This is a genomic window from Thalassobacillus sp. C254 (assembly GCF_001310615.1).
Genome location: NZ_BAXQ01000031.1, coordinates 1 through 22,685, shown reverse-complemented (window position 1 = coordinate 22,685; position 22,685 = coordinate 1). Strand labels below are relative to the sequence as shown.

The window sequence follows — 22,685 nt, the reverse complement described above, 5'->3', positions numbered from 1 at the left end:
ATATTTGTTATTTTCAATATGCATTTTATCTATACCTGAAAGGAGTGTTACTCAATGGACATTAGGCATTTAGAGTATTTTTCAGAAGTAGCCAAACACTTAAGCTTTACAAAAGCCTCCCAAACCCTCCATGTTTCTCAGCCATCCATTAGTAAAGCCATTAAAAACCTAGAAGAAGAATTAGGCGTGCCATTATTTTACCGATCCTCAAAACAACTGGACTTAACTGATGCCGGAAAAGCAGTGCTTACCAACGCTCAAACTGTTTTAGCTGCCTTTAGAAACTTAACAACTGAACTAAATGATGTCATGGACCTTAAGAGCGGAGAAGTAAAAATTGGCATCCCCCCATTGTTGGGGCAGCATTTTTCTCTAAGTTAATCAGTCATTATAAGGAGCTGTACCCTTTAGTAAAAATCACTTTAACAGAGGTGGGTACAAAAAAATTAAACAAGGTGTAAAAGAAGGCTCCTGGATATTGGATTAATATGTACCTTGCCAGCACACAGTTCTTCCTTCGAAGTTGTGAACGTCTTACAGGATCCCCTTGAGCTTGTTGTTTATAAGGGCCACCCTTTGTCTAAAAAAGGCGACGTGTCTTTTTCCGAGTTAGCAGATGAACCTTTTGTCTTGTACCGCAAAGACTTTTCTTTATATGACCAAATCATCAATGAATGCTCTAAACACAACTTTCACCCTAACATAGTGTGTGAAAGTTCTCAGAAAGACTTTTTGTTGGGGATGGTAGAAGCGAAGTTAGGGGTTGCTTTGCTCCCCAGCAGGATTTGCCGTGACATCAATAATAAAGAGGTAACCAGCATCCCTTTATCTGAATCCGCCATCAACCTGGAGCTCGGGATGATTTGGAAAAAGGATAAATATTTATCTTTTGCCGTAAGAGAGTTTGTCACTGTTTCACAACAATATGTAAACCGCCATAAGAACCTGTAGAAGTCTCTGTTTCTTAATTACCTTCTCATGTTCTCCCTCCTGCCATACTTGTTATTTTCTTGCCAAGCATTTCGTTTCAGGCAGAAGCTGATTTACTAGATGCCTCAGGAGCCAGAATATTTGTCTTTCCTTCTTCCATATGATACTTTTTCTTTGCTGTTTCTTCTTATTTTGCGATCATGTTTAAAATAAAAGAAAAAGTGGGAAGCTACTCTTTTACCTGAAATATGAATTAGAGGGAGAGATGAACATGAAAGCAATTGTTATTAACCAATACGGAGGAAAAGAAGAATTGAAGGAAACAACGGTTAACAAGCCTTCGATTAATGAAAATCAGGTTTTAGTCGAAATACACGCTACATCTGTGAACCCTATTGACTGGAAAATGCGGGAGGGTTACTTAAAAGAAATGTTTCCATTTGAATTCCCTATTACTCTTGGCTGGGATGCAGCAGGCATTATTACAGAGACAGGGAGCAAAGTAAAAGGATTTCAAAAAGGAGACAGGGTTTTTACCCGCCCTGCAACGACCAGGCATGGTACGTACGCTGAGTATGTAGCTGTTGAGGAAGAAAGACTTGCAAAAATGCCTGATGAGATGAGTTTTGAAGAAGGAGCCGCAATCCCGTTAGCCGGTTTAACAGCCTTACAATGTATTCAGGATTTAGGAGAAGTACAAGAAGGACAGAGAGTGCTCATTCACGCAGGAGCCGGCGGAGTTGGAAATTTCGCGATCCAGATTGCCAAGCATATCGGTGCATACGTGGTAACGACTGCTAGCGGCAAAAATGAAGACCTTGTTACATCTCTTGGCGCTGATCAACTCATCAACTATAAGGAAGAGGACTTTAGTGAAGCTGTTGAAAACATAGATTTTGTCCTGGATGCTGTTGGTGGTGATGTTCAGGCAAAAAGCTACAAAGTCTTGAAAGAAAACGGAAAGCTTGTTTCTATTGTAGAACCTCCCTCCGAGGAGGAGGCGAAGAAGTATGGAGTGGACGCTTCGTTTCACTGGCTCAAAGAAAATGGAAAGCAGCTTCAGCAGCTTGCTGACCTGTATACGACCGGAGAGGTAAAGCCTGTGATTAACAAAGTTTTCCCTTTTCATGAACATGGACTTCAAGAAGCCCACAGCTTAAGTGAGTCACATCATGCGAGCGGAAAGATTGTAATTCAAATAAAAGAATAATTTTTTGCAAATATAAGGGCGGCTGGAAATTTTTTCTCTGGCCATCTTACTTTTTTTCAAATGGTATTTCCAGTTAAACATTGTTACGATAAAATAAATAATACCTATTCAATCTACAATAGGAGTGATTCGGTATGGGCCTTATTTTAGAAGAAGAGTATATAGATTATTTCACTTCTCAGAGATCGGCGTTTCAAGAAAAGCTATTAAACGAAGCCGTAAACGTCCGGGATAAAATTCACGATATTCTTTTAATCGGAAACATTGATCTTCTCAACAATGCGCATACATTAGTCATGTACGTACTTAGCGGAGAGTTAAAAGCCCTTGACAAATTTGCCCAAAAGGAAGGCATTTCCTGGGCCTCTCAAGATTTAACATTAGCCTTTAAGCTGGAATGGGTGCAGGCCATCCGCAGAACAGTGTGGAATTTCCTTCAGCGCTATGATTTAGAGAGAGAAGGCGAATCTTATAGAAACTTCTATGAGCTTGAGGAACAAGTAAATGACCGCATTGATCAGTTTCTCAATGGATTCTTTCTCAGTTATTCTGATTATAAGGATCAGTTGATTGAATCACAGCGAAAAATTGTTGAAGAGCTGTCTGTCCCAATTATACCTGTAACCTCCACCGTTGGTGTCGTTCCCTTAATAAGAGAGATTAATTTATCAAGGGCTAATATCATAGAAGAGAAAATTCTAAATGAAATTGAAAGACTGAGAATCCAAACACTGATTATGGACTTTTCAGGTATTACATCCGTGGAAAAGGGAGTACTCTCACATTTGATGAAAATGATTGACGAGACTAAAATGATGGGGTGTGAATGCGTCATTACAGGGCTTGGCCCAGAAATCGTAATGGAAATTACCAAGCTTGGCATACAAATTCATTCTCAGGCAAAGACAAAGGGAAGTTTACAGCAGGCCCTGGAAGATTACCTGGTCTCGTCTATTTAAATGAAAGTTTAAAGGCCGTGTTTCTATATAGAAAACACGGTTTTTTTAAAGTAATACTGCCTCCTTCTTTTAAGCGCCAGTGTACATTATTTTCCAAAACTCCCCAACATAGAAAAGAAATCTTTTAAAAACTCATAAAAAAGTTTTTCCGTCGGAAGAATTTTTCTTTCATTTGAAACAATGACTCCTACCGTGCGAGTAACTCTCTGTTTTGTAATTGGCACTTTCACGGTGGACCTTGGAATCCCGTCAATTAGAGTGATTTCCGGGAGAAGGGTTATGCCTAACCCTGCTGAGACTAATCCTTTTATAGCGTCCACATCTTCACCTTCGAAGGAAACACTAGGTTCAAACCCTGATTGGAAACAGGCGTCTACAATAATTTCACGCAATATAAATCCTGGTGGGAATAAAACAAATGAATCTTCTCGTAATTGGTCAAGAGATAAGGAGGACTGGTTTGCGAGTGGATGGTCTGATGGCAGGAGTGCTACTATGTCTTCTACAAACAATATGTCTCCTTTTATCTTTTCATTTTTAGGCAATGGCCCAAGAAGAGCCATGTCAATTTCTCCCTTAATGACGGACTCAATCAGATTGTAATAAGAACCTTGTTTTAATTCGAACTTAACTTGAGGGTATTTCTTCCGGAAAGAAGAAATAGCTGTCGGCATCGTATAATTCGCCATACTCGTTGGGAACCCGATTCTCGCGACCCCTTTTTCAGGATCCAGGTATTCCTGAACCTCCCTTTTTGCATTATCAATAACATGTATGGCTTCCTCCATATGCTCCAAAAACATTTTTCCAATTGGAGTTAACTTAACATTTCTCCCTTCTCGGATAAACAAGTTCACTCCTAATTCTTCCTCGAGCTTAAAGATTTGACGACTAACAGCAGATTGGGCTACATTCAGTGACAAAGCGGCTTCAGTAACGTGTTCTTGCTTAGCAACTTCAATAAAATATTGAATCTGTCTTAGTTCCAAACTGCTCGCTCCTTTGAATTAATCTATTTTTGATATCATTTCAATCTAATCAATATATTGTTTAGCTTAATATTTAGTTATATAATGAAATCAACTTCAAAGTAATAAAGAAAAAGAGCACGGCTCTTTTAAAATTAGCTCTATATGTAGACAGAGAATGACAGAGAAAAAAAAGAAGGTATTCCACAAAGGAATACCCCAAAAAAGATTGGTAGATCTTCGCCCTGTGTGTGAGTAGGGCATGACATCCTAAACAGAGGATCTGTTTCTAGTATAAGATATTTTTAGAGAAAATGGAATACCAAAATAATGTACAGAACAGAATTCTGTTTACGCAATGAAAGACATACTGTCTCCAGTATGTCTTTTTTTAATTTTTTTTGGAGGGTGCCTGGCACCCTGCTTCAGTTGTAACATAAGAGCATAGAAAATCCACTCATTAAGGGATTTCTATATTACAGACTATCTGGGTGCCAGGCACCTCAAAAAGGAAATAGCGATGCAAATATAGAAGAATTAGGGTAATTGCGGCAGAGGAAAGCGTTAGCGCAAGGAGGAGAGTAAATAGAATGACAATTGAAGTGCGGAAAAAATATTTAAACGTTGGCAGTTTCCTGCTTGGATTTGGCTTTTTAGGAGCTTTGGACGGGATTATTTTTCACCAGCTTCTGCAATGGCATAGCGTCGTCTTAAGTCCAGATAGAACGATAGAAATTATAAGTGATGGGATCTTTCATTTTGCTGTTACCATTACCATGATTGCAGGAGCCATAATTTTATGGCTCGGAGGAAAACCGACAGATCTGTCAAAAGGAATTCGTTACGTGATAAGCGGATTACTGATTGGCGGCGGCACTTTTAATTTAATTGAAGGAATTGTTAACCACCATATTCTCCAAATTCACCGTGTTCGTCCAGATGCCGAGAATCCCCTGCTTTATGATCTGGCTTTTTTAGCAAGCGGAGCTGTTTTGCTTATTGCAGGCTTGCTGATAAGAAAAACCGTCCCTAAGCTTGTTGACGGAAAGAGGTGATTTTTTGTACCGAATAGTCAGCTTTATCGTTCTTTTTACTTTTGTTGGAACCACGCTTTATTTCTATACCTTAAACAGTCATTTTGTCATGTCTATGAGTGAAAATGATCATTCCCATCACCATTCATTAAAAGAAGTTCCTGAAACCGCACCTGCTCCGGCAATCTCTGGTTCCGTTGGACAAGAAGCGGGCCAATGCTGGTAGAGCTTGAAACTGAAAATTTTCATTTTAGCCGTGATGATTCTGTTCTTCATCCAGAAATCATGGAAGGGCATGCTCACCTTTATGTAAATGATGACCAGGAAGCAAGAATCTATGCAAATACGTACAATTTAGGTCATTTAGAAGAAGGGACACATCAAATAAAAGTTGTTCTTGTCAGCCACGATCATCAAACTCTCGTTAAGGGGGGCAGGAAATTTCTTTTGAAGAAGTTATTAAAGTGCCTTAAAAAAGGAGCAGCTCCCCCTTTTCATTAAGAGGAAGTCTGCTCCTTTTTGATTATGACTAAATGGTAGGTGGTGGTTGTTTATGTCTACCTTCGTTAGATCATATAGTCATCATAAGCATCGTGCTTAGGGGACTTTGCAAGCTTTGAAAAATCATTAATTCCTTTTTCCTTTAACAACTGATCTAATGGCAGATAACTTACTTGTTCTTCTAAATGTTTTTCCCAGCCAGTTTTGTTAATCGTATCTCTGACCTGGCCTTTCACATTGGCAAACCAAAAACTTATCCCTTTCCTTTGGAAACGTTCAACGATCTCTTCCAGGCTCCGCGCTGCTACTGTATCAATATCGTTCACACCGGACATTTCCATCATAATCCATTTTGCTTCCGGCTTTTCCAAGTGAAGACTTTTTATTTCTTCCTCCAGATAATTTATATTGGCAAAGTGTATATTAGAATCGATTCTAATAAGCAAGACGTTTTTCACTGTTTTTGCTCCAGGAAAACGATTTACTGCGCGGAACGCTTGCTCTTCTTCCAAATAGCCTACCTCTACTACATTAGGCTTAGCACTTCTTCTGACTAAAAGAAGAAGGGTGAATACTGCTCCTAAAATAATTCCCCATTGTATTCCAACAAATAATGTCACAAAAAAGGTAAATACCCATACCCAGCCTTCAAAAGGTTTGACCTTAAACAGGTATTTCATTTGCTTAGTGTCGATCAGCTTGTACACGGCCATGATAATAATAGAAGCAAGAACAGCGTTTGGCAAATAATAAAAGTAAGATGTAAAAAAGAGCAAGGTAACCAAAACACCACAGGCGGTAATAACTGAGGTAAACTGCGTGGCACCCCCGGTTTCATGGTTGACAGCCGTTCTGGAGAAACTTCCGTTCACAGGAAAAGATTGAAAGAAAGATCCTGCAATATTCGCAAGGCCCAGCGCTTTTAATTCTTTGTTTGGCTTAACTGTATATTTTTCTTTACTGGCCACTGCCTTTGCAATAGCCAGTGACTCCATAAAGCCAATAAGAGCTATCGTAAGAGCCATTGGAAACAGTAATTGTACGTTATCCAAAGTCAAGTTTGGAAATACCAAGGAAGGAAATCCTCCTGGTACGTCCCCTACAATTTGAATTCCGGTATCCTCCAGGCCAAGTACAGAGACAGCCCCGATTGACAAGAGAACAATGAGCAAAGGACCTGGAATTCGAGGGTGAATTTTTTTGAAGATAAATAGCAGCAGGATACTGGCCAGACCTATAGCTACTGTTGTGAAATGAACGTCTGATAATCTATTAAATAACTCAAGTAGTATGACTTGTACCTGCAAATAGTTGCCCAAATTTATTCCTAAAATATGTTCTATTTGACTTATTCCAATGACGATAGCTACAGCTGATGTGTAACCGCTCAACACAGAATGAGGGATAAACTTCACAATAAACCCGGCTCTAAATAACCCTAATAATAGTTGTATAAAACCAACCATCACAGCAAGAATAAGAACATAAGAGATATATTCAGCGGAACCAGGTTCTGCAAATACAGAAACCCCTGTAAAAACCAGCAACGAAGAAACAGCGACAGGTCCTACCGACAAATGTTTAGACGAGCCAAAAATGGCATAGATAATAAGAGGGATCGTAGAGGCATACAAACCCATTTCTGGCGGTACGCCAGCCAGCATAGCATAAGCCATCCCTTGAGGTATAAGCATAACGAATAGAGTAAGACCGGCTATAAAGTCCTGCCTGAACAAATTTTTATTATAGCTTGGAACTAAGTGGTGTAACTGCTTTTTGTTCATGTCCCTCTCCACCCTAATATAGTCTTTAAATACATGTTATATCCTAAGCAAATTAATTTTAACCTAAATCGTTAAACTCTTACTAGAAAGTTTTCTACATATTCATTGTGTCTTCCACAATGGCTGACAGCCCAAATAGCAATCATCTTCTTACAGTACGGCTTTGTTACATTTTGCTGTTGATTTTTGTGAAGTGACGCTTGCTTCCATCTAAAGATCCACAAGCCAATCTACTTCATTTGCATTTACCTTCACGTTGAATTCTGCAGACGCCGCCTCGAGCTTTTATCTACAATCAAAAAAAGAACCATCATTCGCCTTTAACAGAGCCAAAAATAAAAATCAACTCTTTTTGGAGTTGACGTAAAATGGAAAATAATAAATTTAGTGTCATCTATAAGTTCATTTATAAAAGATTTGTATCCTTACAGTATGAAGGGCCTGTCCTATATGACAGATACCCCATAAAACAATTTATTATAACTGAAATTTACTATTTGTCCGATTAGAACCAGTTGAGAGGCTGAGGAGCTGTATTCTCAAATACGTGTTTAACTTCGGTATATTCTTCTAACCCTTGTTTCCCCAATTCTCTGCCTATCCCTGAGGATTTATATCCTCCCCATGGCGCTTGTGCGAAATAAGGATGGAAATCATTAATCCAAACTGTTCCCATGCGAAGCAGGCTTGATACTCTTTGAGCTTTTTTTATGTCAGTTGTCCAAACTGCACCGGCAAGCCCATATTTGGAGTCATTTGCCAGGTTAATCGCTTGTTCCTCCGTGTTGAATTTCTCTATTGTTAAGATAGGACCAAATGTTTCTTCCTGTACAATCTCCATAGAAGTATCACAATTTGTAAATATAGTAGGTTCAAAGAAAAAGCCGTCTTGGAGCTCTTTTTGTTCTGGCCGTTTTCCTCCGGCAACAAGGTTAGCGCCTTCTTTCACGCCTGTTTCTACATATTTTTCTACTTTTTCACGATGTTCCTTTGAAATAAGTGGACCAGATTTTGTAGAGTCATCAAACCCGCTGCCAAGTTTAATATTCTTCGTCCGGCTTACTAAAGCCTCCACAAATTCATCATGAATCGTGTCTTGCACAAGGAGGCGAGCACCTGCTGAGCATACTTGTCCGGCATGGAAAAAGACTGCATTTAATGCCTGGTCAACCGCTGTTTCAAAATCAGCATCTTCAAACACTACGTTTGGGTTTTTCCCTCCAAGTTCCAAAGCTATCTTTTTAAAGTTTCCGGTAGCAGCTGTCATTACCTTTCTGCCTGTTTCAATGCCGCCGGTAAAAGAAATAAGATCAACGTCATGACTTTCAGATAGAGTCTGGCCTGTTTTTGCTCCGTTTCCAAGCACCAGATTTACGACCCCATTTGGAATACCGGTTTCTTCTATTAATTCGGTTACTTTAATGGTAGTGAGAGGGGTAATTTCACTTGGTTTAACAATAATAGTGTTGCCTGCAGCCAATGCAGGAGCTATCTTCCACGCTGCCTGAAGAAGGGGATAATTCCACGGAGTAATCTGCCCGCATACACCAACTGGTTCTCGTACGATTTTGCTTGTAGAATCAGGTATAGGAGACTCAATGATTTCCCCGCCATCTTTGTCTGCCAGACCTCCGTAGTACCGAAAGACTTCTATTATATCGTCCATGTCGGCATAGCTTTCCGTCAACGTTTTTCCGGTGTCCAGGGTTTCAAGCTCCGCGAGCTCTTTTTTATCCCTCTCAATTAATTCAGCGACTTTTGTGACTAATTTGCCTCGTTCCGTTCCGGTTGTACGGCGCCATTCTCCTGAATCAAACGCTTTTCTTGCAGCACTAATTGCAGCCTTGGTATCCTGCTCGTCCCCTTCTGGCACTTCTGCAATGACTTCTTGGTTAAAGGGGTTGATAATGGTCCGGGTTTGACCAGATACGGCTGACACCCAGCTTCCGTCTATATACATTTTTTATGATACATTGGTAACCTCCTTGTGTGTAAATCATATTGCTAAGTTAATGGTTTTTCCTCTTTAGGCCATCACACTGGTACTATGAGGGGGCTGAACTTTCGTTTCAGGATCTATATAATGCTTTGCCTGGCTAATTGCTGTCGGGGCTTCGCCGAAGCCTGAGGCAATTAGCTTTACTTTCCCGTCATAGGTGGCAATATCACCGGCTGCGTATATACCGGGATATTCGTTTCCATTTTCTGATTGACTACTATTGAGTTCTTTTCGATTTCCAGTCCCCATTCTTTAATAGCTCCAAGGCTTGATAAAAACCCATGGTTTACAACCAGGGAGTCAATTTCAAGGTTTTCTGTGACTTCTCCCTTGCTTTCTTTAAGAACAACTGTCTCAATGTAGTCATCCTTGCCTATTAATTCCTCTATCACTACGGGAGTTTTTATCCGTACACTTGACTCCCTCAATTGATTTACGCTGTGTTCATGAGCCTGAATTTATCTCTGCGGTGAATAAGTGTAACTTCCTTTGCAATATCCTCAAGCATAAGTGCCAGTCCACGGCAGAATCTCCTCCACCGGCAACGCAAACTCTTTTATCCTGATATGCCTGCAGGTCTGTAATCGAGTAAAAAAGATTATTTCCTTCATACTTATATGAACTTTCATCTTTAAGACGCCTTGGTTGAAATGCACCTGCGCCCCCTGTAATGATCACGGTCCTGGAGTAATGAACAGCTTTTGTGGAGGTTACTTTGAACAACTGCTCGTCAAGTTTCTCAACATATTGAACATTTTCCTCCAGACATACTTCAGGATTAAACTGCTTTGCCTGTTCTTCAAGCTGGTTAATCAGGTCTTTGGCTAACACTTTTGGAAAACCAGCCACATCATAAATATATTTTTCAGGATAAAGAGCCATCAGCTGGCCGCCTAACTGAGGCAGGCTGTCAATGACTTTCACGGACATTTCACGCATGCCTCCGTAGAAAGCTGTAAATAAACCTACTGGTCCGCCGCCAATAATAATGGCATCCACTACGTTATTTTCTTGGGTCATTTTTATCACCTTACTGTGTGTTATTTATAGACAATGACGTTTTCATCTTCCACGCGTACTTGAAAATGTGCCAGCTTTTTTTCAGGGGCTGCCAGCATTCTGCCTTCATTTTTAATATCAAATTCTCTTCCATGCCAAGGGCAGCGGAGAATTTCTCCTTTGTGACAGTAGTCATAGCTTCCCGGCTTACTATTACTTGTCGTTGCTCCGCATATTAAACCTTTCTCAAGACGAGCTCCTTGATGAATGCATTGATTCATAAAGGCATAGAACTCTCCGTCTGGTGTCCGGCACACCACGATATTTTGTTTTCCAAAGTACGACTCTTTGATTTCTCCAGGCCGTACGTCAGACGTTTTACAAACGATTTGCTCTTTCATAATTATCCCTCCCTCGTCTTAGGCAGCTTTGGATAAAATGCCTTTGCGTTGTCTGCAAATATTTTTTTCTTAAGCTCCGGGTCCATATTTGGAAGCGCACGGTCAGGAGAGTCAAAGTCCCAGTGAGGATAATCAGTGGAGAAGCACAGAATTTCATCCGTTCCCATCTGCTCTATAAGTGACATAAACTCCTTCTTATTCAACTCTTCTGCAGGCTGAGTGGTCACTCGAATTTGTTCTTTCATAATTTGACTAGGTTTTCTTTTCAGCCATGGCACTTCATGCCGCAGGTCACGGTATTGCTGGTCCATTTTCCACATAAGGTGCGGAACCCAGGTGAATCCTCCTTCGATCATGATAAGACCAAGGTTTGGAAACTTATCAAATACACCGTTAAAGATCATGTTCGTGATTTGTTTCATGTGAGCAGTAGGGATTAACGTATGCCACTCAATGAAGTATCTTGGCCATTTGCGTAATAAACCGGCGGTTCATTATGATGCATGCCGATCATTAGATCGTATTTTTCCGCCGCTTCAAATATCGGATGATAATACGGATCTCCCCACATAATGTCATCAATTGGAAGGAGTACCTGAACCATTTTTGGATGAGAGCCGACTCTCTCAATCTCTTTTACAGCATTATGAGGTTCCTGGGCCGCAATATGGACAGATCCATATAAACGGTCATCCTTTTCGAGCCAATTTTCAATTTGCCAATCATTGTAAGCAGAAGCTAGAGCTGCAGCCATCTCGTACCAGCCATGCATAGATGATGGAGATGGATCTAACGCACCGGTTAAAATACCGAACTCATGGCCAATATCATCTAAGAGCTGCTTTTGCATAAAAGGCAGGTCGGTTCCGGCCGGCCTGCCGTCAGGAAGAATCGCATCAGCTCTGTCCACTCCGGCTGTGGCCGGCTGTGTATAGGGCATATGCTTTTCCTGGATCCAATGACAGTTGGCAATGTAATGTTTATACGGCTCATCTAAATAATCGAGTATATCTTTATATTGAATACGTTCATGAATATCAGTATCTACAATTGCAATTTTATTTTTGGACAATGGTATTCCTCCTTCACAGTTTTCGCGAGCAAGTAAAATAGTACCAGTGGTTAGAAAGATTCTCCAAACACACTGAGAGCGGGTGAGTGCGGTTTAGAATGCTCAGTGACATTCAGTGAAAGCCAGTGAAGGCCAGTGACAGTTTTTTAATTTTTGAATAGTCAGCATTCCTGAATAAAGCTCATGGCGGCTTTCTGGCTTTGTGAGGACGGCTTTCTTTTAGTTGGGAGATACAATCATCAGGGTCAAAGGAGGTGGAAAAGAGAAGGAGAATTCAGCCGATTCCTTTGGCCTTTTTTGTATTGAATGGATGTAAGGCAGTAGGAAAGTCTTAGAATTAATTTCAAATGTACTTCAGAACAGTGTTAATGTCGTTTTATGTGTTTTTATTGTCGAATATTTAATAAATTCCGGTTTGCAATCAATTTAAAAGATGTGTAACATATGAAACTGTTGCTGAAAAACCCTCTATCATCTCTTCTGATTTTCAAAACTATAAAACTATCTTCGAGGTGAGTATATGAAACATGCAACATTAGTTTTTTGGTACGGACTTGCCATTTGCGGCTTGTTTGTACTCTGGGGAGCTGCAGCTCCTGAGCATTTGGAAAGTGTGACACTGACGACAACTGCTTTTATCTCTGACTGGTTTGGATGGTATTATATCCTGCTGATTATGGTCATACTAGCCTTTTGCATTTACTTAATATTTTCAAGATTTAATAAAATAAAGCTAGGCAAGGACAGTGACAAGCCTGAATTCAGCCTTCCCACATGGTTTGCTATGTTGTTTAGTGCCGGAATGGGAATAGGATTGATTTTTTGGACAACGGCTGAACCCATCTCTCATGCTTTCATAAGCAGCCCCAGCGGTGAGGAGGGGACATCTCAAGCTATTAAAGAATCCCTTCAGTATTCTTTTTTTCACTGGGGAGTTCATGCTTGGGCCGTCTATGCCCTTGTAGCTTTAGTGTTAGCATATTTTAAGTTTCACAAAGGTTATCCTGGTTTAATCAGCGCGACACTTGTTCCTATTTTTGGCAAAGAACGTATGGAGGGGACCCTGGGGAGATTGATTGACACTCTGGCCATCATTGCAACAGTGGTAGGGGTAGCTGCAACTCTTGGCTTTGGGTCTGCGCAAATCAATGAAGGGTTAGCCTATCTCATTAACACACCGAGTAACTATGGCTTTCAATTGCTAATCCTAGTGGTAGCAACTGTATTATTTATTATTTCAGCATGGTCTGGCTTAAGCAAAGGAATTAAGTATTTAAGTAACATCAATATGATTCTGGGCTTTTTACTAATGGTTCTACTATTAATTGTGGGTCCTACAGTGTATATCATGAACATGTTCACTCATTCACTCGGGGGATACATTGCCAACTTTTTTGATATGAGTTTTGAAATGGAGCCTTTAAACGAGGAAAATCGCACATGGATTGATAACTGGAAGATTTTCTATTGGGCCTGGTGGATCTCCTGGTCTCCGTTTGTTGGAATTTTTATTGCAAGAATCTCAAAAGGACGTACGATAAAAGAGTTTATGCTTGGTGTTCTATTTGTGCCTGCGTTTGTCTGCTTTATCTTTTTTGCTGTATTCGGTGTGTCAGCATTGGACATCCAGCAATCAGGCATTACAGCAATTTCCGATTATTCAATGGAAACGACCACCTTTGCTGTTCTAGAGCATTATCCGCTGGGGACCCTACTATCGTTTCTAACGATCGTAGTCATTGCCATCTTTTTCATTACTTCAGCTGATTCTGCAACCTTTGTGCTGGGTATGCTATCTACCTCCGGCTCATTAAACCCTTCAAGATCGGTGAAAATTGTTTGGGGATTATGCTTATCAGCCATGGCAGCCATCATTGTATACTTTGGAGGAACAGACGGCCTGCAAAACGTTCTTATTATTGCAGCTTTTCCTTTCTCCATAGTAATCATGCTGATGGGATATTCCTTTTATTTATCTGCTAACAAAGAAGTACAGGCCAAGAAAAGAAATAAAAACAAAGGGCCGAAAGTTAAGTATTCAGATTCTGCGTGATTATATAATTGAAGTGTGGACTCTCGTAAAATCACATTTTGCTAAAAAAGAAAGAGGCTGGGACAAAACAGTCTCTGAAAAGTTAAAACGGTGCCAATTATCGCTTTTCGATAGTTGGCACCGTTTTGTTAATCTACAATAGGTTGATGAGCCTGTCGGGCATTGTACTTTCTCAAATTCACCGCCATCAAGGCAAATTCTTTTTCGTTTTTAACCTGCTCTTTGCACATTCGGGTGACATGCAAATTAGCCCTCAGAAATCCCAAGACAGGCTCTACATCAATCTTACGCTTTCCGTAGATCTCATCTTTTTTCTCTTCCGAAAGCATGTCCCGAGTAAAAGCTTTTTGGTTCTCCCATTTTCATTGTAATAACCTTCCGGTTATTTACCTCTTTATCTTTCGTACATTGTGGACATAGGGAACATTCAAAACAATCTTCACAATCATAAACCTTAAACGACGTTAATCCCCTGATTTATCCGTCCTTTTATGGTACATATTCATTAATGGTTCAAAAATTACGAGACGCCTGCGGGAAAAGCAAGAGCTGAAGATCCGCCGGGGCGGTCTAACCCGGCTAGCTGAAGCCTTGCCCGGGGCATAGAAGACACCGCGAAAGTGAATGAAATGAAGCTTGAACGGATGTCGCACTTGTGCCTTTAAGGTGCAAGCGAGTGTATTTTTGAACAAACAACTACTAATACTGATGACAAGAAAAGGTTCTCACCGATGGTGAGGACCCTTCTTATTAGCTGGGTTTTGTCCCTCTGAACTTTAATAGTAAAAGGATAGCTTTTTATTTTAACCGCTTTGTACGAGATGAATCATTTATAATTTTCTTTATCTCTTCTTCATTAGGAAGCCCCGCTTTTACTTGAAATGTATACTCGGTTTTTACAGTAGAAGCATCTTTCCCTTCCCCTATTTTCCTTTCCTCCACTCGCTTCATCACGGAATGATCTGTATCTTCTAACTATGCACCAGCTGCATGATATCATTTAGCAGGTTATTGTTTTTCACCTTTCCTGTCCTCCCCTGCTTGTAACTGGATTTTCTTCCATATTTTCTTCTAATTGCTTCACGCGTTCTTGAAGCTCTCTGTTTTCTTCTTCCATCTTAATTGCTTTGGAAGAATAGTGAGGGTCATTTTCCCACCAGTCGATGCCCATTTCCTTAGCTTTATCGACAGATGCAACAAGAAGGCGTATTTTAATCGTTAGAAGCTCCACTTCTGCTAAATTAACCTTGATGTCTCCTGCTATAACTACTCCTTTATCCAACACTGTTTCCAGAACATCCACCAGACCGCCGACTAAATTTGTCGGGTGATTTCCTGCTTGCTGAATCTCGCTCATACGATCACGCTTCCTTTCTTGCTGGTATGATTACTAACAGCTACATCAAATTACCGAGGGGACCTAAGTCTATATTTAAGTCGTCATCATCCAAATTAAAAATTTCTTTTAATTCTTCCATTTTTTCCTCTAGATTCATTAATGCTTCTCCCACTTTTTCAATTTCCTCTTCTGTCAGGCTTCCACTTTCCACACGCCTCATGGCTTGACGCTCAACGAGCTGGCGAAGCAGCTCAATAACCGTCATCACAAGCTGAGAAAGACCTTCTTCAGCTTTTTCAGGATCCAAAGCAATTTTTCCCGTGGGCTTATGTTCATTAACCAATTCCTGATCTGCCATTACGAAACACCTCCTTTGTATTTAGGAAAAATCTATTGTTTCCTCTCTGAACTCCTTCAGTTCCTTGTCCCTTGCCTGCACAAGAGTTTCTACGGAAGCCAGCAGCACTCTTAAATCCAGATAGACTAAATCAACACCTGCAATTGAAATAGTGATATCCCCCTTTAATACCACTCCTTTTTCAAGCACAGCATCAAGGACATCCAAGAGAGAAACATCTTTTGTTTGCAAAGATTCCCCTGCCATGTTTACTCGCCTCTCTCTGTGAAATTGGAAAAGTGGTATGCAGGCCAAGGCCCAGTGACTTCATAGGAGAAACCTGTTTCATTTTTATCTGCCTTTTCTCGCTCTGTTTCAATGATTTGTAACGCCCTCTCCACCTCCTCTTTCGGAAATAAGTAGGCGCCGTTCCAGCACATATCGTCTTTCCTTCCAGTAAGCTTTCTCTCCCAGTTTTTCTTTACTTCTTCATCGCTGCTGTAAGCGGTAAGCTGCTCATGAATGCTCTCACAGTATTCATCAATCTCTTTTTCAGCCTGCTTTTCTATAAAATCTTTAAGCTTCTTCTTTTCAAAAAATTGTTTACCTTTGGGTAAATCTTTTATTTCCTCTATTTTCTCTTTGACCGTCGTACTGTTTTCCTCAACTTCTTTTGTAAAGGATGATTTGTCGGTGTAAATCTTGATATTCCATTCTTCTTTTTTGCCAAGCTCCTTAAATACGGACGTAATATTCTCTTTATGAGTCTCTACTATCTCTTTTAAGCTTTCTTTATCTTCGTAAATTGTGCCAAATTTCAATGGAATAACCGTGTAGATTTCGTTTAAAGCATTCATCTTCTCATGATGATGAAAAGCATGCTTTTGGAGCCATTTCATATCATCCACTTTTCGCTGCAATACTTCCTCGGAGAAATCTTCCTCTTTTACGAGACAAGTTACTGCGGTAACCTCATTGAATTCTATAAATTCTATGTCATAATCAGGATCGATCCCTGTCATTGAAGAAAGAGAGTTTTCCTTTGTTTCATTTGTCGGGACAAAAGCATATAAGTAAATGAGTTCCTTTGTATTTGCTTCCGTTTGCATGTATATTCCTCCTATTCTTGTATTTTTTATTTATTCGTTAACACTTTTTTTTGAAGTTTCAGGAAGGCCAGAAAGCTCCGCTCCCCACGTTGTCAAAACCGAACATACGACATTTTCTACCTGAGGTACCAACTCATAATCAGTGTTACCTCTCACCCATTCAGAAAGAAGTCCGCTGACCAGCCCTACAAAAGCTAATGCACCTGACTCTGGCGTCCAATGTACTGGAAATGGACTTTTTCGCTGGGCACGTACAAGAACTTCTGTTACTACCTCACGCGCGTGGTGTTCCATAGATTTTTCATCCGACTCACTATTCTCTCTATTAAGCTCATACTGTAAAAGCAGTCTTGTAAGCTGTCTCAGCCGAATGTCGGACTGATATTTATGGAGAATAGATCCTATTGTATCTGCCAGTGCCTCCAAAGGATCGACAAGGTCATTGCTTGATAAAAGTTCCGTAAGCTGTTCTAAAGGAAGCTCGATTCTTTCTCTTATCGCTTTTAACAATCCCTCCTTGTTTTGAAAATGCCAATGTACCGCCCCTCTTGTTATTCCAGCTGAGTTTGCAATGTCAGTCAGGGAGGTTGACTCATACCCTCTTTCAATAAACAACTCTTCTGCTGCATCAATAATTGCTTCTCGGGTCTGCGCAGCTTCCTCCTTTGTCCGGCGCATGAAACCACCTTCCTTTTGTTATACATACAGTATGTTTGTAAATGACTTGTTCCCCTTCTACCCTCCAGTTCTTTTTTATAAACTCTTGAATTTTGCTCATAAAAAAGAGGCCTGTTTAAAGGCCTCCAAAAAGAACTGTACTTTTAATTTAATGTAAGCATGTCATTCATGTCTTCTGCCGCATTACCTATCAGCTTTAACCCAAAAGCTTCCTGTAAAAAGCTAAGCACTCCTGGCGTTATAAATTCTGGAGGCTTCGGTCCTATACGAATATCTTTAATGCCTAAACTAAACAATCCAAGCAGTATAGCCACTGCCTTTTGCTCAAACCAGGAAAGAACGATACTTACAGGCAGCTCGTTTACTTCGCATTCAAATGCCTCTGCAAGAGCAAGAGCGATTTTAACCGTGGATACAGAGTTGTTACACTGACCCAAGTCAATAAACCTGGGGATATCGGTTCCTTCAATGGTTCCATACTCAACGTCATTAAAACGGAATTTCCCGCAAGATGTTGTCATAATTACGGTATTGTTTGGAAGGGATGTGGCCAACTCTCTATAATAGTCGCCGCCAGGACCGGAGCGTCGCAGCCTGCGATGACGAAAAATCTTTTGATTTTCCCTTCTTTGACTGCGTCAATAATTTCAGGTCCTAACCCGATGACTGTTTCATGGTGATATCCTGTCGTTAATGTTGCCTCGCTCTCCATATCTGCGTCTTCTAAAGATAGAGCCTTTTCAATTAGTGGAGTGAAGTCATCATTTTCTATTTTATGGACTCCCTCTAAGCCCGCAATATCGTAGGAATAGAAACGATCAGAGTAACTGCCTTTTATAGGCATCACGCAGTTTGTATTCGCTAAAATAGCGCCCTTAAATTTTTTGAAAAGGCGTCGCTGGTCAAACCATGCCTTTCCGATGTTTCCTTTTAAATGGGGATATTTCTTCAAAGCCGGGTATCCATGAGCTGGCAGCATCTCAGAATGAGTGTAAACATTGATTCCTTTTCCCTCTGATTGCTTTAACAATTCTTCTAGCGCAAATAGATTATGACCCGTAACAATAATTGCTTTGCCTTCTACTTTGTTTTGAGAAACCGTTACAGGCTCTGGTGTCCCGAGCTTTGCAGTGTGTGCTTGATCGAGAAGCTCCATAACCTTGACCGCAGCCCTTCCCACTTTCATTGCCATATCTATATGTTCCTGCATGTTGAAATTTGAGTTCGTTAACGTCATATATAATGCTTCGTGAGTGACAGCATCTACTTCCGGATCACTATACCCGAGCTGTCTGGCATGAGTGGCATATGCTGCAATTCCTTTTAGTGCAAAAACCATTGTATCCTGCATGCTTGCAATATCTTCATTTTTCCCGCAGACTCCGATCACCTGGCAGCCACCTTTTAATGTTTGCTCACATTGATAACAAAACACCTATGAACCCCTCCTTAAATTAACCTCTGCGTTAAGGATAAAGAATTCTCACAGGCTGTTCTGTGACAAAGATCATAGTTTATCAGATTGTCTTTGTCCCTCTTGCCAACCTTCATAGCAAGCAAAACAATAAAGCTTCCTCTCCTCACTGTTCACCCCGTTTAAAAAGCCGTTCTCACAATAGATGGAACGACCACAAGCTGTGCACTTCCCAACTTTTCTTCCACAATTTCCAACTCCTCTTCCTGGCAAGTTTAACCGTTTCCTTCTTCATAAAGTTCACTGATCCTTGATTGATTCCTTCTTGGGTACCTGCTTTTACTGTATAGTGCTCTGCCAAATTTATAGAGTAAAAACCGAATGAAATTGAATCGAAAAAATAGGGCTGCCTTAAAGCCGGTACGAACGACTCATGGCAGCCTGATCCTTGTTTTTATTTAATAAGTTTCCTCTTCATCTTCAAGATGCTCAGCAATTTTCCGGTGTTTTTCTATATCCTTCCTTTGCCGGGTTTCCCGGTAGTCCTGCTGAATGGAAATAAACAGTGAAACAGCAACAATGAATAATACGATAGAAAATGGCAAGGCACCAATCAGTGAAGCTGTTTGAAGTCCTTCTAAGCCGGCACTTATAATCAAAACAACCGCAAGGAAAGCAATAAGTGTTCCCCAAATTACTTTTACGGTAACCGTTGGATTTGTATCCCCTTTTGAAGTCATCATGCCAAGAACGAAGGTCGCTGAGTCTGCCGAGGTTACTAAAAAGGTAAATAATAAGCAGATGGACAGAACCGATAGAATGGCTCCCAGAGGGAGGTTTTCAAGCATTGAAAATAATGCAGTTGTTTCATCCGCAGCAACAGCCCCTGCTATATCCGTCCCCTGAAAAAGGTCCATATTTATAGCCGTTCCTCCAAAAATTCCAATCCATATAATACCTAGAAATGGAGGGACTACCATGACGCCAAGGACGAACTCTCTTACCGTTCTCCCACGAGAAATACGCGCAACAAACATGCCGACAAATGGTGACCAGGCAATAGTCCAGGCCCAGTAATAGATAGGCCAGTCCTGAACCCAGGTTCCTTCAGAATAATGATCAAGGCGCAAGCTCGCTTGAAAGAAATTCTGCATGTAATCGCCGATTCCAGTGGTGATGGTGTTAAGGATATAGCCTGTTGGCCCTAAGATAAGCACGGTAACCATAAGGATTAACGCCAACGCTAAATTCGTGTTACTTAAGTATTTAATTCCTCGATCCAGGCCCGATATGGTTGAGATTAAAAAGAAAACAAACATGACTAAAACGATAATGACCTGTGTAGCGATTCCTGCCGGAGCATCGAATACAGCTGACAAACCTCCGTTTATCTGGAGGACACTTAATCCCAAGGTTGTTGCCACTCCCATCACCGTAGCAATCACGGCGATAATATCAATCGTACTTCGAAGAGGCTTTTTCCAGTGTCACCAATCACAGGATTCATCGTGTCACTAATCAGACTCCGCTCTTCTTGTCTGTATATAAAATAAGAAATAGCCAGTCCAACGAAAGTAAACGAGGCCCATTGGTGAATGCCATTGTTAAAAAATGCACTCCACATGGCTTCTCTCGCAGCTTCATTTGTTCCAGCTTCAATACCTCCTTCAAAAGGCGGTGGGCTCCCGAAGTGAGTCATCGGTTCTGCTACACCCCAAAATACAATACTTACACCAAAGCCACAGCTGAACAACATGGCAATCCACGTAAAAAACGGATACTTAGGCCTGGTGTCATCTCCTCCTAGTCTTATTCTTCCGTATTTACTAAAAGCTAAGTACAAGTTGAAAATAATTAAACAAAACACAAAAGCTAAATAAAACCAGCCAAAGGTATCAGCGATAAAGTCATAGGCTGCCGTAGCATTGGCTGCCAGTGCTTCTGGAGCTATCGCCCCCCAAATCGCAAAAATGAAAATGATAGAAAATGAGATCCAAAAGGTCCGGTTTAAAAATTTCCACTTATCCCGTTTGTCAGCCATACTGCTCCCCCTTACTAAATTGCTTGCTATCTTTATTCCTATTGAATTCCCTCTAATACCAATCTCATAACCTATTTATCGCAGGTAATAATGGGAATACAAAAGAATAAAGAAAAAAAGTGGAAGACACGGCATATCTATGTCCCCTCCGCTCGAATTTCCAAGAAAAACCCGAAAAAACACTTGGCCAACAGCCAAATGTTTTTCGTTACAAATATTAATGAATGATTTTATGTTTTTCCAGCTCTATTCTAATCTCCTTTGAAATTGGCTGACTTTGTTGCGCAGAGAAATCAAAATTGACGTAGACTGCTTTTCCAATAGCACACAGCTCATTGTTTTGATGAATCTCCTCGTAGAGTTTGAAGCTCGAATTTCCAACGTCAGAAACCCACGTTTTCACTTCGACTGGATATCCATAATAAATCTGGCTTACATATTCCACCTCCATTTTAAGTATCACGCACCTCCAGTTATCAAAAGATAGGTCCGGAGTGAAAAGCTTAAAGATCTCGTCTCTGCCAGATTCCAGCCACACTGGTAACGTGGTGTTATTGATATGGCCGGCTCCATCGGTTTCTGAAACCCTGGGTTCAATGACTTTCGTAAACATTTTCATCACCCCGCTAAGAAAGATTGCCTTCTTCATAAAAAATTTCTTCTTTAGTTAGATTCAATATATGTTTCGACATTTCCTTTCTTCTGATGAAATGCTCCGTTTAAAATGAAATAAACGCCCTCTACATAGCTACTTTTCAATAAATGGCTTTGTTACATTTTGTTGTTGATTTTCATTAATAGCTGCTCGCTTGCACCTAAGAGTCCAGAAGTTGCGCGATCCCTTCATGCTTCAACTTGTGCGCCTTCATGGTGTCTTCTATTCTAGGGCATGGCTGCAGGCTTTCTCAAAAAACATGCGATTATCGTTGGCATCACCCACTATGATTTTCAATCAAATAACTTATTAAAAATCATATCAACCTTTATCAGATTCAAAAAAACACCATAAAAAACAGAGAACTTTAGTTAGATCTCCATTTTTTTTAGAGTCATTACCTTTTTCCAAGAGCCCTTCCTTTCGTCAATATACAAGGAACTCCTTTTCCAATTGCTCCAGGTTTACTCATTTTTTCCATGTATGCAATCCCTCTTGCACACTGCTTTTTACAGGAAAAACAAGTTTCAGAGGTAACTGCCTTCATAGTATGGACATGCTTTTCAGCAGGGGAAACTTTGACAGCTGTTTTTGACTTTTTTGATTTTCTCTGTCCCATCTTTCATCTCTCCGTTTACATTTTGCTATATCCTATGCACATGGAAAACGGGGGTGATGAAATCGAAACATTTTATTCTATTATGGGTTTTTCCCCCACCTAAGAGAATCGTGCCTCCAACAATTACCCCAAAAAGAAGAGCCATGCCATTCATGACTCTTCTCATTCTTCTATTTAAGCGTGTGTGTCAGACTGAATCTATATATAGGCCCTTCCCTATCCATTCACAATAAAAGCAAACTTTTTCATCAAGTGACGACAATATCTCTTTCTTTTGTATTTATAACTGCTTTTTCAAGAATTTCAGCAATATCCAGGGTGGAAATATCATCTTCCACTTCCTTGGCTTTGGTCCCGTCACTCAGCATCGTCAGACAGTACGGCACCCGCTCCCAATCATGGACGGGCTCACTTCCATCGCCTGCTCTGTCCGGGCGACGTTCACCCGCTGCCCCGCTTCTTCTTCCATCCACATCATGCCGCCGCCGGTCCGCAGCACATGCCGTCCTCGCGGTTTCGTTCCATTTCCACGACCGTAAGCCCTGGAATGGCTTTTAAAATTTCTCTCGGAGGATCATACACA

The 22,685-nt window shown here is 40.6% G+C and carries 19 protein-coding genes and 6 pseudogenes; 7 read left to right on the top strand and 18 right to left on the bottom strand.

Going from position 1 to position 22,685, the window contains the following annotated elements:
• The first annotated feature begins 54 nt into the window (after nucleotides 1–54).
• The 3 genes and pseudogenes from JCM19033_RS28520 to JCM19033_RS19485 all read left to right on the top strand — a co-directional run bounded on the left by JCM19033_RS28520 (nucleotide 55) and on the right by JCM19033_RS19485 (nucleotide 3,099).
• A pseudogene (locus JCM19033_RS28520) lies at nucleotides 55–951 on the top strand (LysR family transcriptional regulator).
• 250 nt (nucleotides 952–1,201) lie between these two features.
• Nucleotides 1,202–2,140, top strand: a complete 939-nt coding sequence (locus tag JCM19033_RS19490; protein ID WP_054637563.1) for an NADP-dependent oxidoreductase — start codon at nucleotides 1,202–1,204, stop codon at nucleotides 2,138–2,140.
• Between the two features lie 134 nt (nucleotides 2,141–2,274).
• Nucleotides 2,275–3,099, top strand: coding sequence for an STAS domain-containing protein (locus JCM19033_RS19485; protein WP_054637562.1), 825 nt, complete (start codon nucleotides 2,275–2,277; stop codon nucleotides 3,097–3,099).
• An 86-nt stretch (nucleotides 3,100–3,185) separates the two neighbouring features.
• On the opposite strand, the gene JCM19033_RS19480 is transcribed toward JCM19033_RS19485, so the two are convergent.
• Nucleotides 3,186–4,088 carry a LysR family transcriptional regulator gene (locus JCM19033_RS19480; RefSeq protein WP_054637561.1) on the bottom strand — a complete coding sequence of 301 codons (903 nt, stop codon included), beginning with the start codon at nucleotides 4,086–4,088 and terminating at the stop codon, nucleotides 3,186–3,188.
• 569 nt (nucleotides 4,089–4,657) lie between these two features.
• Here JCM19033_RS19480 and JCM19033_RS19475 point away from each other — a divergent pair.
• The 3 genes from JCM19033_RS19475 to JCM19033_RS19465 are packed head-to-tail and all read left to right on the top strand — an operon-like array spanning nucleotide 4,658 to nucleotide 5,602.
• A complete protein-coding gene (locus tag JCM19033_RS19475) occupies nucleotides 4,658–5,122 on the top strand; it encodes a DUF2243 domain-containing protein (RefSeq protein ID WP_054637560.1) in 465 nt (154 codons plus the stop codon).
• 4 nt (nucleotides 5,123–5,126) lie between these two features.
• Nucleotides 5,127–5,327 (top strand): hypothetical protein, encoded by a 201-nt coding sequence (locus JCM19033_RS19470; protein ID WP_054637559.1) that lies wholly within the window; start codon nucleotides 5,127–5,129, stop codon nucleotides 5,325–5,327.
• Nucleotides 5,318–5,602: a hypothetical protein gene (locus JCM19033_RS19465; RefSeq protein ID WP_054637558.1), complete on the top strand. Its 285-nt coding sequence runs from the start codon at nucleotides 5,318–5,320 to the stop codon at nucleotides 5,600–5,602. Before JCM19033_RS19470 ends, JCM19033_RS19465 begins: the two co-directional genes overlap by 10 nt.
• 65 nt (nucleotides 5,603–5,667) lie before the next feature.
• On the opposite strand, the gene JCM19033_RS19460 is transcribed toward JCM19033_RS19465, so the two are convergent.
• The 6 genes and pseudogenes from JCM19033_RS19460 to JCM19033_RS26685 all read right to left on the bottom strand — a co-directional run bounded on the left by JCM19033_RS19460 (nucleotide 5,668) and on the right by JCM19033_RS26685 (nucleotide 11,857).
• On the bottom strand, nucleotides 5,668–7,386 hold the full coding sequence (locus JCM19033_RS19460; RefSeq protein WP_054637557.1) for a SulP family inorganic anion transporter: 1,719 nt from the start codon (nucleotides 7,384–7,386) through the stop codon (nucleotides 5,668–5,670).
• Nucleotides 7,387–7,891: 505 nt separating this feature from the next.
• Nucleotides 7,892–9,346 carry a betaine-aldehyde dehydrogenase gene (gene betB, locus JCM19033_RS19455; RefSeq protein WP_054637556.1) on the bottom strand — a complete coding sequence of 485 codons (1,455 nt, stop codon included), beginning with the start codon at nucleotides 9,344–9,346 and terminating at the stop codon, nucleotides 7,892–7,894.
• A gap of 66 nt (nucleotides 9,347–9,412) precedes the next feature.
• Nucleotides 9,413–10,405: pseudogene (locus JCM19033_RS28515) on the bottom strand (NAD(P)/FAD-dependent oxidoreductase).
• Between the two features lie 20 nt (nucleotides 10,406–10,425).
• Nucleotides 10,426–10,785 (bottom strand): Rieske (2Fe-2S) protein, encoded by a 360-nt coding sequence (locus tag JCM19033_RS19445; protein WP_054637555.1) that lies wholly within the window; start codon nucleotides 10,783–10,785, stop codon nucleotides 10,426–10,428.
• A 2-nt stretch (nucleotides 10,786–10,787) separates the two neighbouring features.
• Nucleotides 10,788–11,189 carry an amidohydrolase family protein gene (locus JCM19033_RS26690; protein WP_269758416.1) on the bottom strand — a complete coding sequence of 134 codons (402 nt, stop codon included), beginning with the start codon at nucleotides 11,187–11,189 and terminating at the stop codon, nucleotides 10,788–10,790.
• A gap of 32 nt (nucleotides 11,190–11,221) precedes the next feature.
• Entirely contained in the window at nucleotides 11,222–11,857 is a 636-nt protein-coding gene (locus tag JCM19033_RS26685; protein WP_269758415.1) for an amidohydrolase family protein, read from the bottom strand.
• A gap of 520 nt (nucleotides 11,858–12,377) precedes the next feature.
• Here JCM19033_RS26685 and JCM19033_RS19435 point away from each other — a divergent pair.
• A complete protein-coding gene (locus JCM19033_RS19435; protein ID WP_054637554.1) occupies nucleotides 12,378–13,910 on the top strand; it encodes a BCCT family transporter in 1,533 nt (510 codons plus the stop codon).
• A 128-nt stretch (nucleotides 13,911–14,038) separates the two neighbouring features.
• On the opposite strand, the pseudogene JCM19033_RS26680 reads toward JCM19033_RS19435, so the two are convergent.
• From JCM19033_RS26680 to JCM19033_RS19380, 11 genes and pseudogenes are all read right to left on the bottom strand, one after another.
• Nucleotides 14,039–14,372, bottom strand: a pseudogene (locus JCM19033_RS26680) (transposase); the annotation flags it as partial.
• A 336-nt stretch (nucleotides 14,373–14,708) separates the two neighbouring features.
• Nucleotides 14,709–14,864: a hypothetical protein gene (locus JCM19033_RS23810; protein WP_157049983.1), complete on the bottom strand. Its 156-nt coding sequence runs from the start codon at nucleotides 14,862–14,864 to the stop codon at nucleotides 14,709–14,711.
• A gap of 64 nt (nucleotides 14,865–14,928) precedes the next feature.
• Nucleotides 14,929–15,267 (bottom strand): gas vesicle protein, encoded by a 339-nt coding sequence (gvpJ, locus tag JCM19033_RS19425; RefSeq protein WP_054637552.1) that lies wholly within the window; start codon nucleotides 15,265–15,267, stop codon nucleotides 14,929–14,931.
• A gap of 40 nt (nucleotides 15,268–15,307) precedes the next feature.
• Nucleotides 15,308–15,607, bottom strand: coding sequence for a gas vesicle protein K (locus JCM19033_RS19420; RefSeq protein WP_054637551.1), 300 nt, complete (start codon nucleotides 15,605–15,607; stop codon nucleotides 15,308–15,310).
• A gap of 21 nt (nucleotides 15,608–15,628) precedes the next feature.
• Complete coding sequence (locus tag JCM19033_RS19415; RefSeq protein ID WP_054637550.1) at nucleotides 15,629–15,853, bottom strand: gas vesicle protein; 225 nt, start codon at nucleotides 15,851–15,853, stop codon at nucleotides 15,629–15,631.
• 2 nt (nucleotides 15,854–15,855) lie between these two features.
• On the bottom strand, nucleotides 15,856–16,695 hold the full coding sequence (locus JCM19033_RS19410; RefSeq protein WP_054637549.1) for a GvpL/GvpF family gas vesicle protein: 840 nt from the start codon (nucleotides 16,693–16,695) through the stop codon (nucleotides 15,856–15,858).
• Nucleotides 16,696–16,725: 30 nt separating this feature from the next.
• Entirely contained in the window at nucleotides 16,726–17,373 is a 648-nt protein-coding gene (locus JCM19033_RS19405) for a TetR family transcriptional regulator (protein ID WP_054637548.1), read from the bottom strand.
• A 143-nt stretch (nucleotides 17,374–17,516) separates the two neighbouring features.
• Nucleotides 17,517–18,808 (bottom strand): annotated as a pseudogene (hcp, locus tag JCM19033_RS19400) (hydroxylamine reductase).
• Between the two features lie 437 nt (nucleotides 18,809–19,245).
• Nucleotides 19,246–20,828: pseudogene (locus tag JCM19033_RS19395) on the bottom strand (BCCT family transporter).
• 217 nt (nucleotides 20,829–21,045) lie between these two features.
• The gene (locus tag JCM19033_RS19390; protein WP_054637579.1) at nucleotides 21,046–21,441 is read right to left on the bottom strand and encodes a thioesterase family protein; all 396 of its coding nucleotides are present in this window, start codon (nucleotides 21,439–21,441) and stop codon (nucleotides 21,046–21,048) included.
• A 909-nt stretch (nucleotides 21,442–22,350) separates the two neighbouring features.
• Nucleotides 22,351–22,685: pseudogene (locus tag JCM19033_RS19380) on the bottom strand (heterodisulfide reductase-related iron-sulfur binding cluster); the annotation flags it as partial.

What these genes read in the sequence shown, in the direction of transcription:
- JCM19033_RS19490 (WP_054637563.1), top strand. Translation starts at nt 1,202, where the DNA reads ATGAAAGCAATTGTTATTAACCAATACGGAGGAAAAGAAGAATTGAAG.
- JCM19033_RS19485 (WP_054637562.1), top strand. Translation starts at nt 2,275, where the DNA reads ATGGGCCTTATTTTAGAAGAAGAGTATATAGATTATTTCACTTCTCAG.
- JCM19033_RS19475 (WP_054637560.1), top strand. Translation starts at nt 4,658, where the DNA reads ATGACAATTGAAGTGCGGAAAAAATATTTAAACGTTGGCAGTTTCCTG.
- JCM19033_RS19465 (WP_054637558.1), top strand. Translation starts at nt 5,318, where the DNA reads ATGCTGGTAGAGCTTGAAACTGAAAATTTTCATTTTAGCCGTGATGAT.
- JCM19033_RS19460 (WP_054637557.1), bottom strand. Translation starts at nt 7,386, where the DNA reads ATGAACAAAAAGCAGTTACACCACTTAGTTCCAAGCTATAATAAAAAT.
- betB (WP_054637556.1), bottom strand. Translation starts at nt 9,346, where the DNA reads ATGTATATAGACGGAAGCTGGGTGTCAGCCGTATCTGGTCAAACCCGG.
- JCM19033_RS19445 (WP_054637555.1), bottom strand. Translation starts at nt 10,785, where the DNA reads ATGAAAGAGCAAATCGTTTGTAAAACGTCTGACGTACGGCCTGGAGAA.
- JCM19033_RS26690 (WP_269758416.1), bottom strand. Translation starts at nt 11,189, where the DNA reads ATGATCTTTAACGGTGTATTTGATAAGTTTCCAAACCTTGGTCTTATC.
- JCM19033_RS19435 (WP_054637554.1), top strand. Translation starts at nt 12,378, where the DNA reads ATGAAACATGCAACATTAGTTTTTTGGTACGGACTTGCCATTTGCGGC.
- gvpJ (WP_054637552.1), bottom strand. Translation starts at nt 15,267, where the DNA reads ATGAGCGAGATTCAGCAAGCAGGAAATCACCCGACAAATTTAGTCGGC.
- JCM19033_RS19420 (WP_054637551.1), bottom strand. Translation starts at nt 15,607, where the DNA reads ATGGCAGATCAGGAATTGGTTAATGAACATAAGCCCACGGGAAAAATT.
- JCM19033_RS19415 (WP_054637550.1), bottom strand. Translation starts at nt 15,853, where the DNA reads ATGGCAGGGGAATCTTTGCAAACAAAAGATGTTTCTCTCTTGGATGTC.
- JCM19033_RS19410 (WP_054637549.1), bottom strand. Translation starts at nt 16,695, where the DNA reads ATGCAAACGGAAGCAAATACAAAGGAACTCATTTACTTATATGCTTTT.
- JCM19033_RS19405 (WP_054637548.1), bottom strand. Translation starts at nt 17,373, where the DNA reads ATGCGCCGGACAAAGGAGGAAGCTGCGCAGACCCGAGAAGCAATTATT.
- JCM19033_RS19390 (WP_054637579.1), bottom strand. Translation starts at nt 21,441, where the DNA reads ATGTTTACGAAAGTCATTGAACCCAGGGTTTCAGAAACCGATGGAGCC.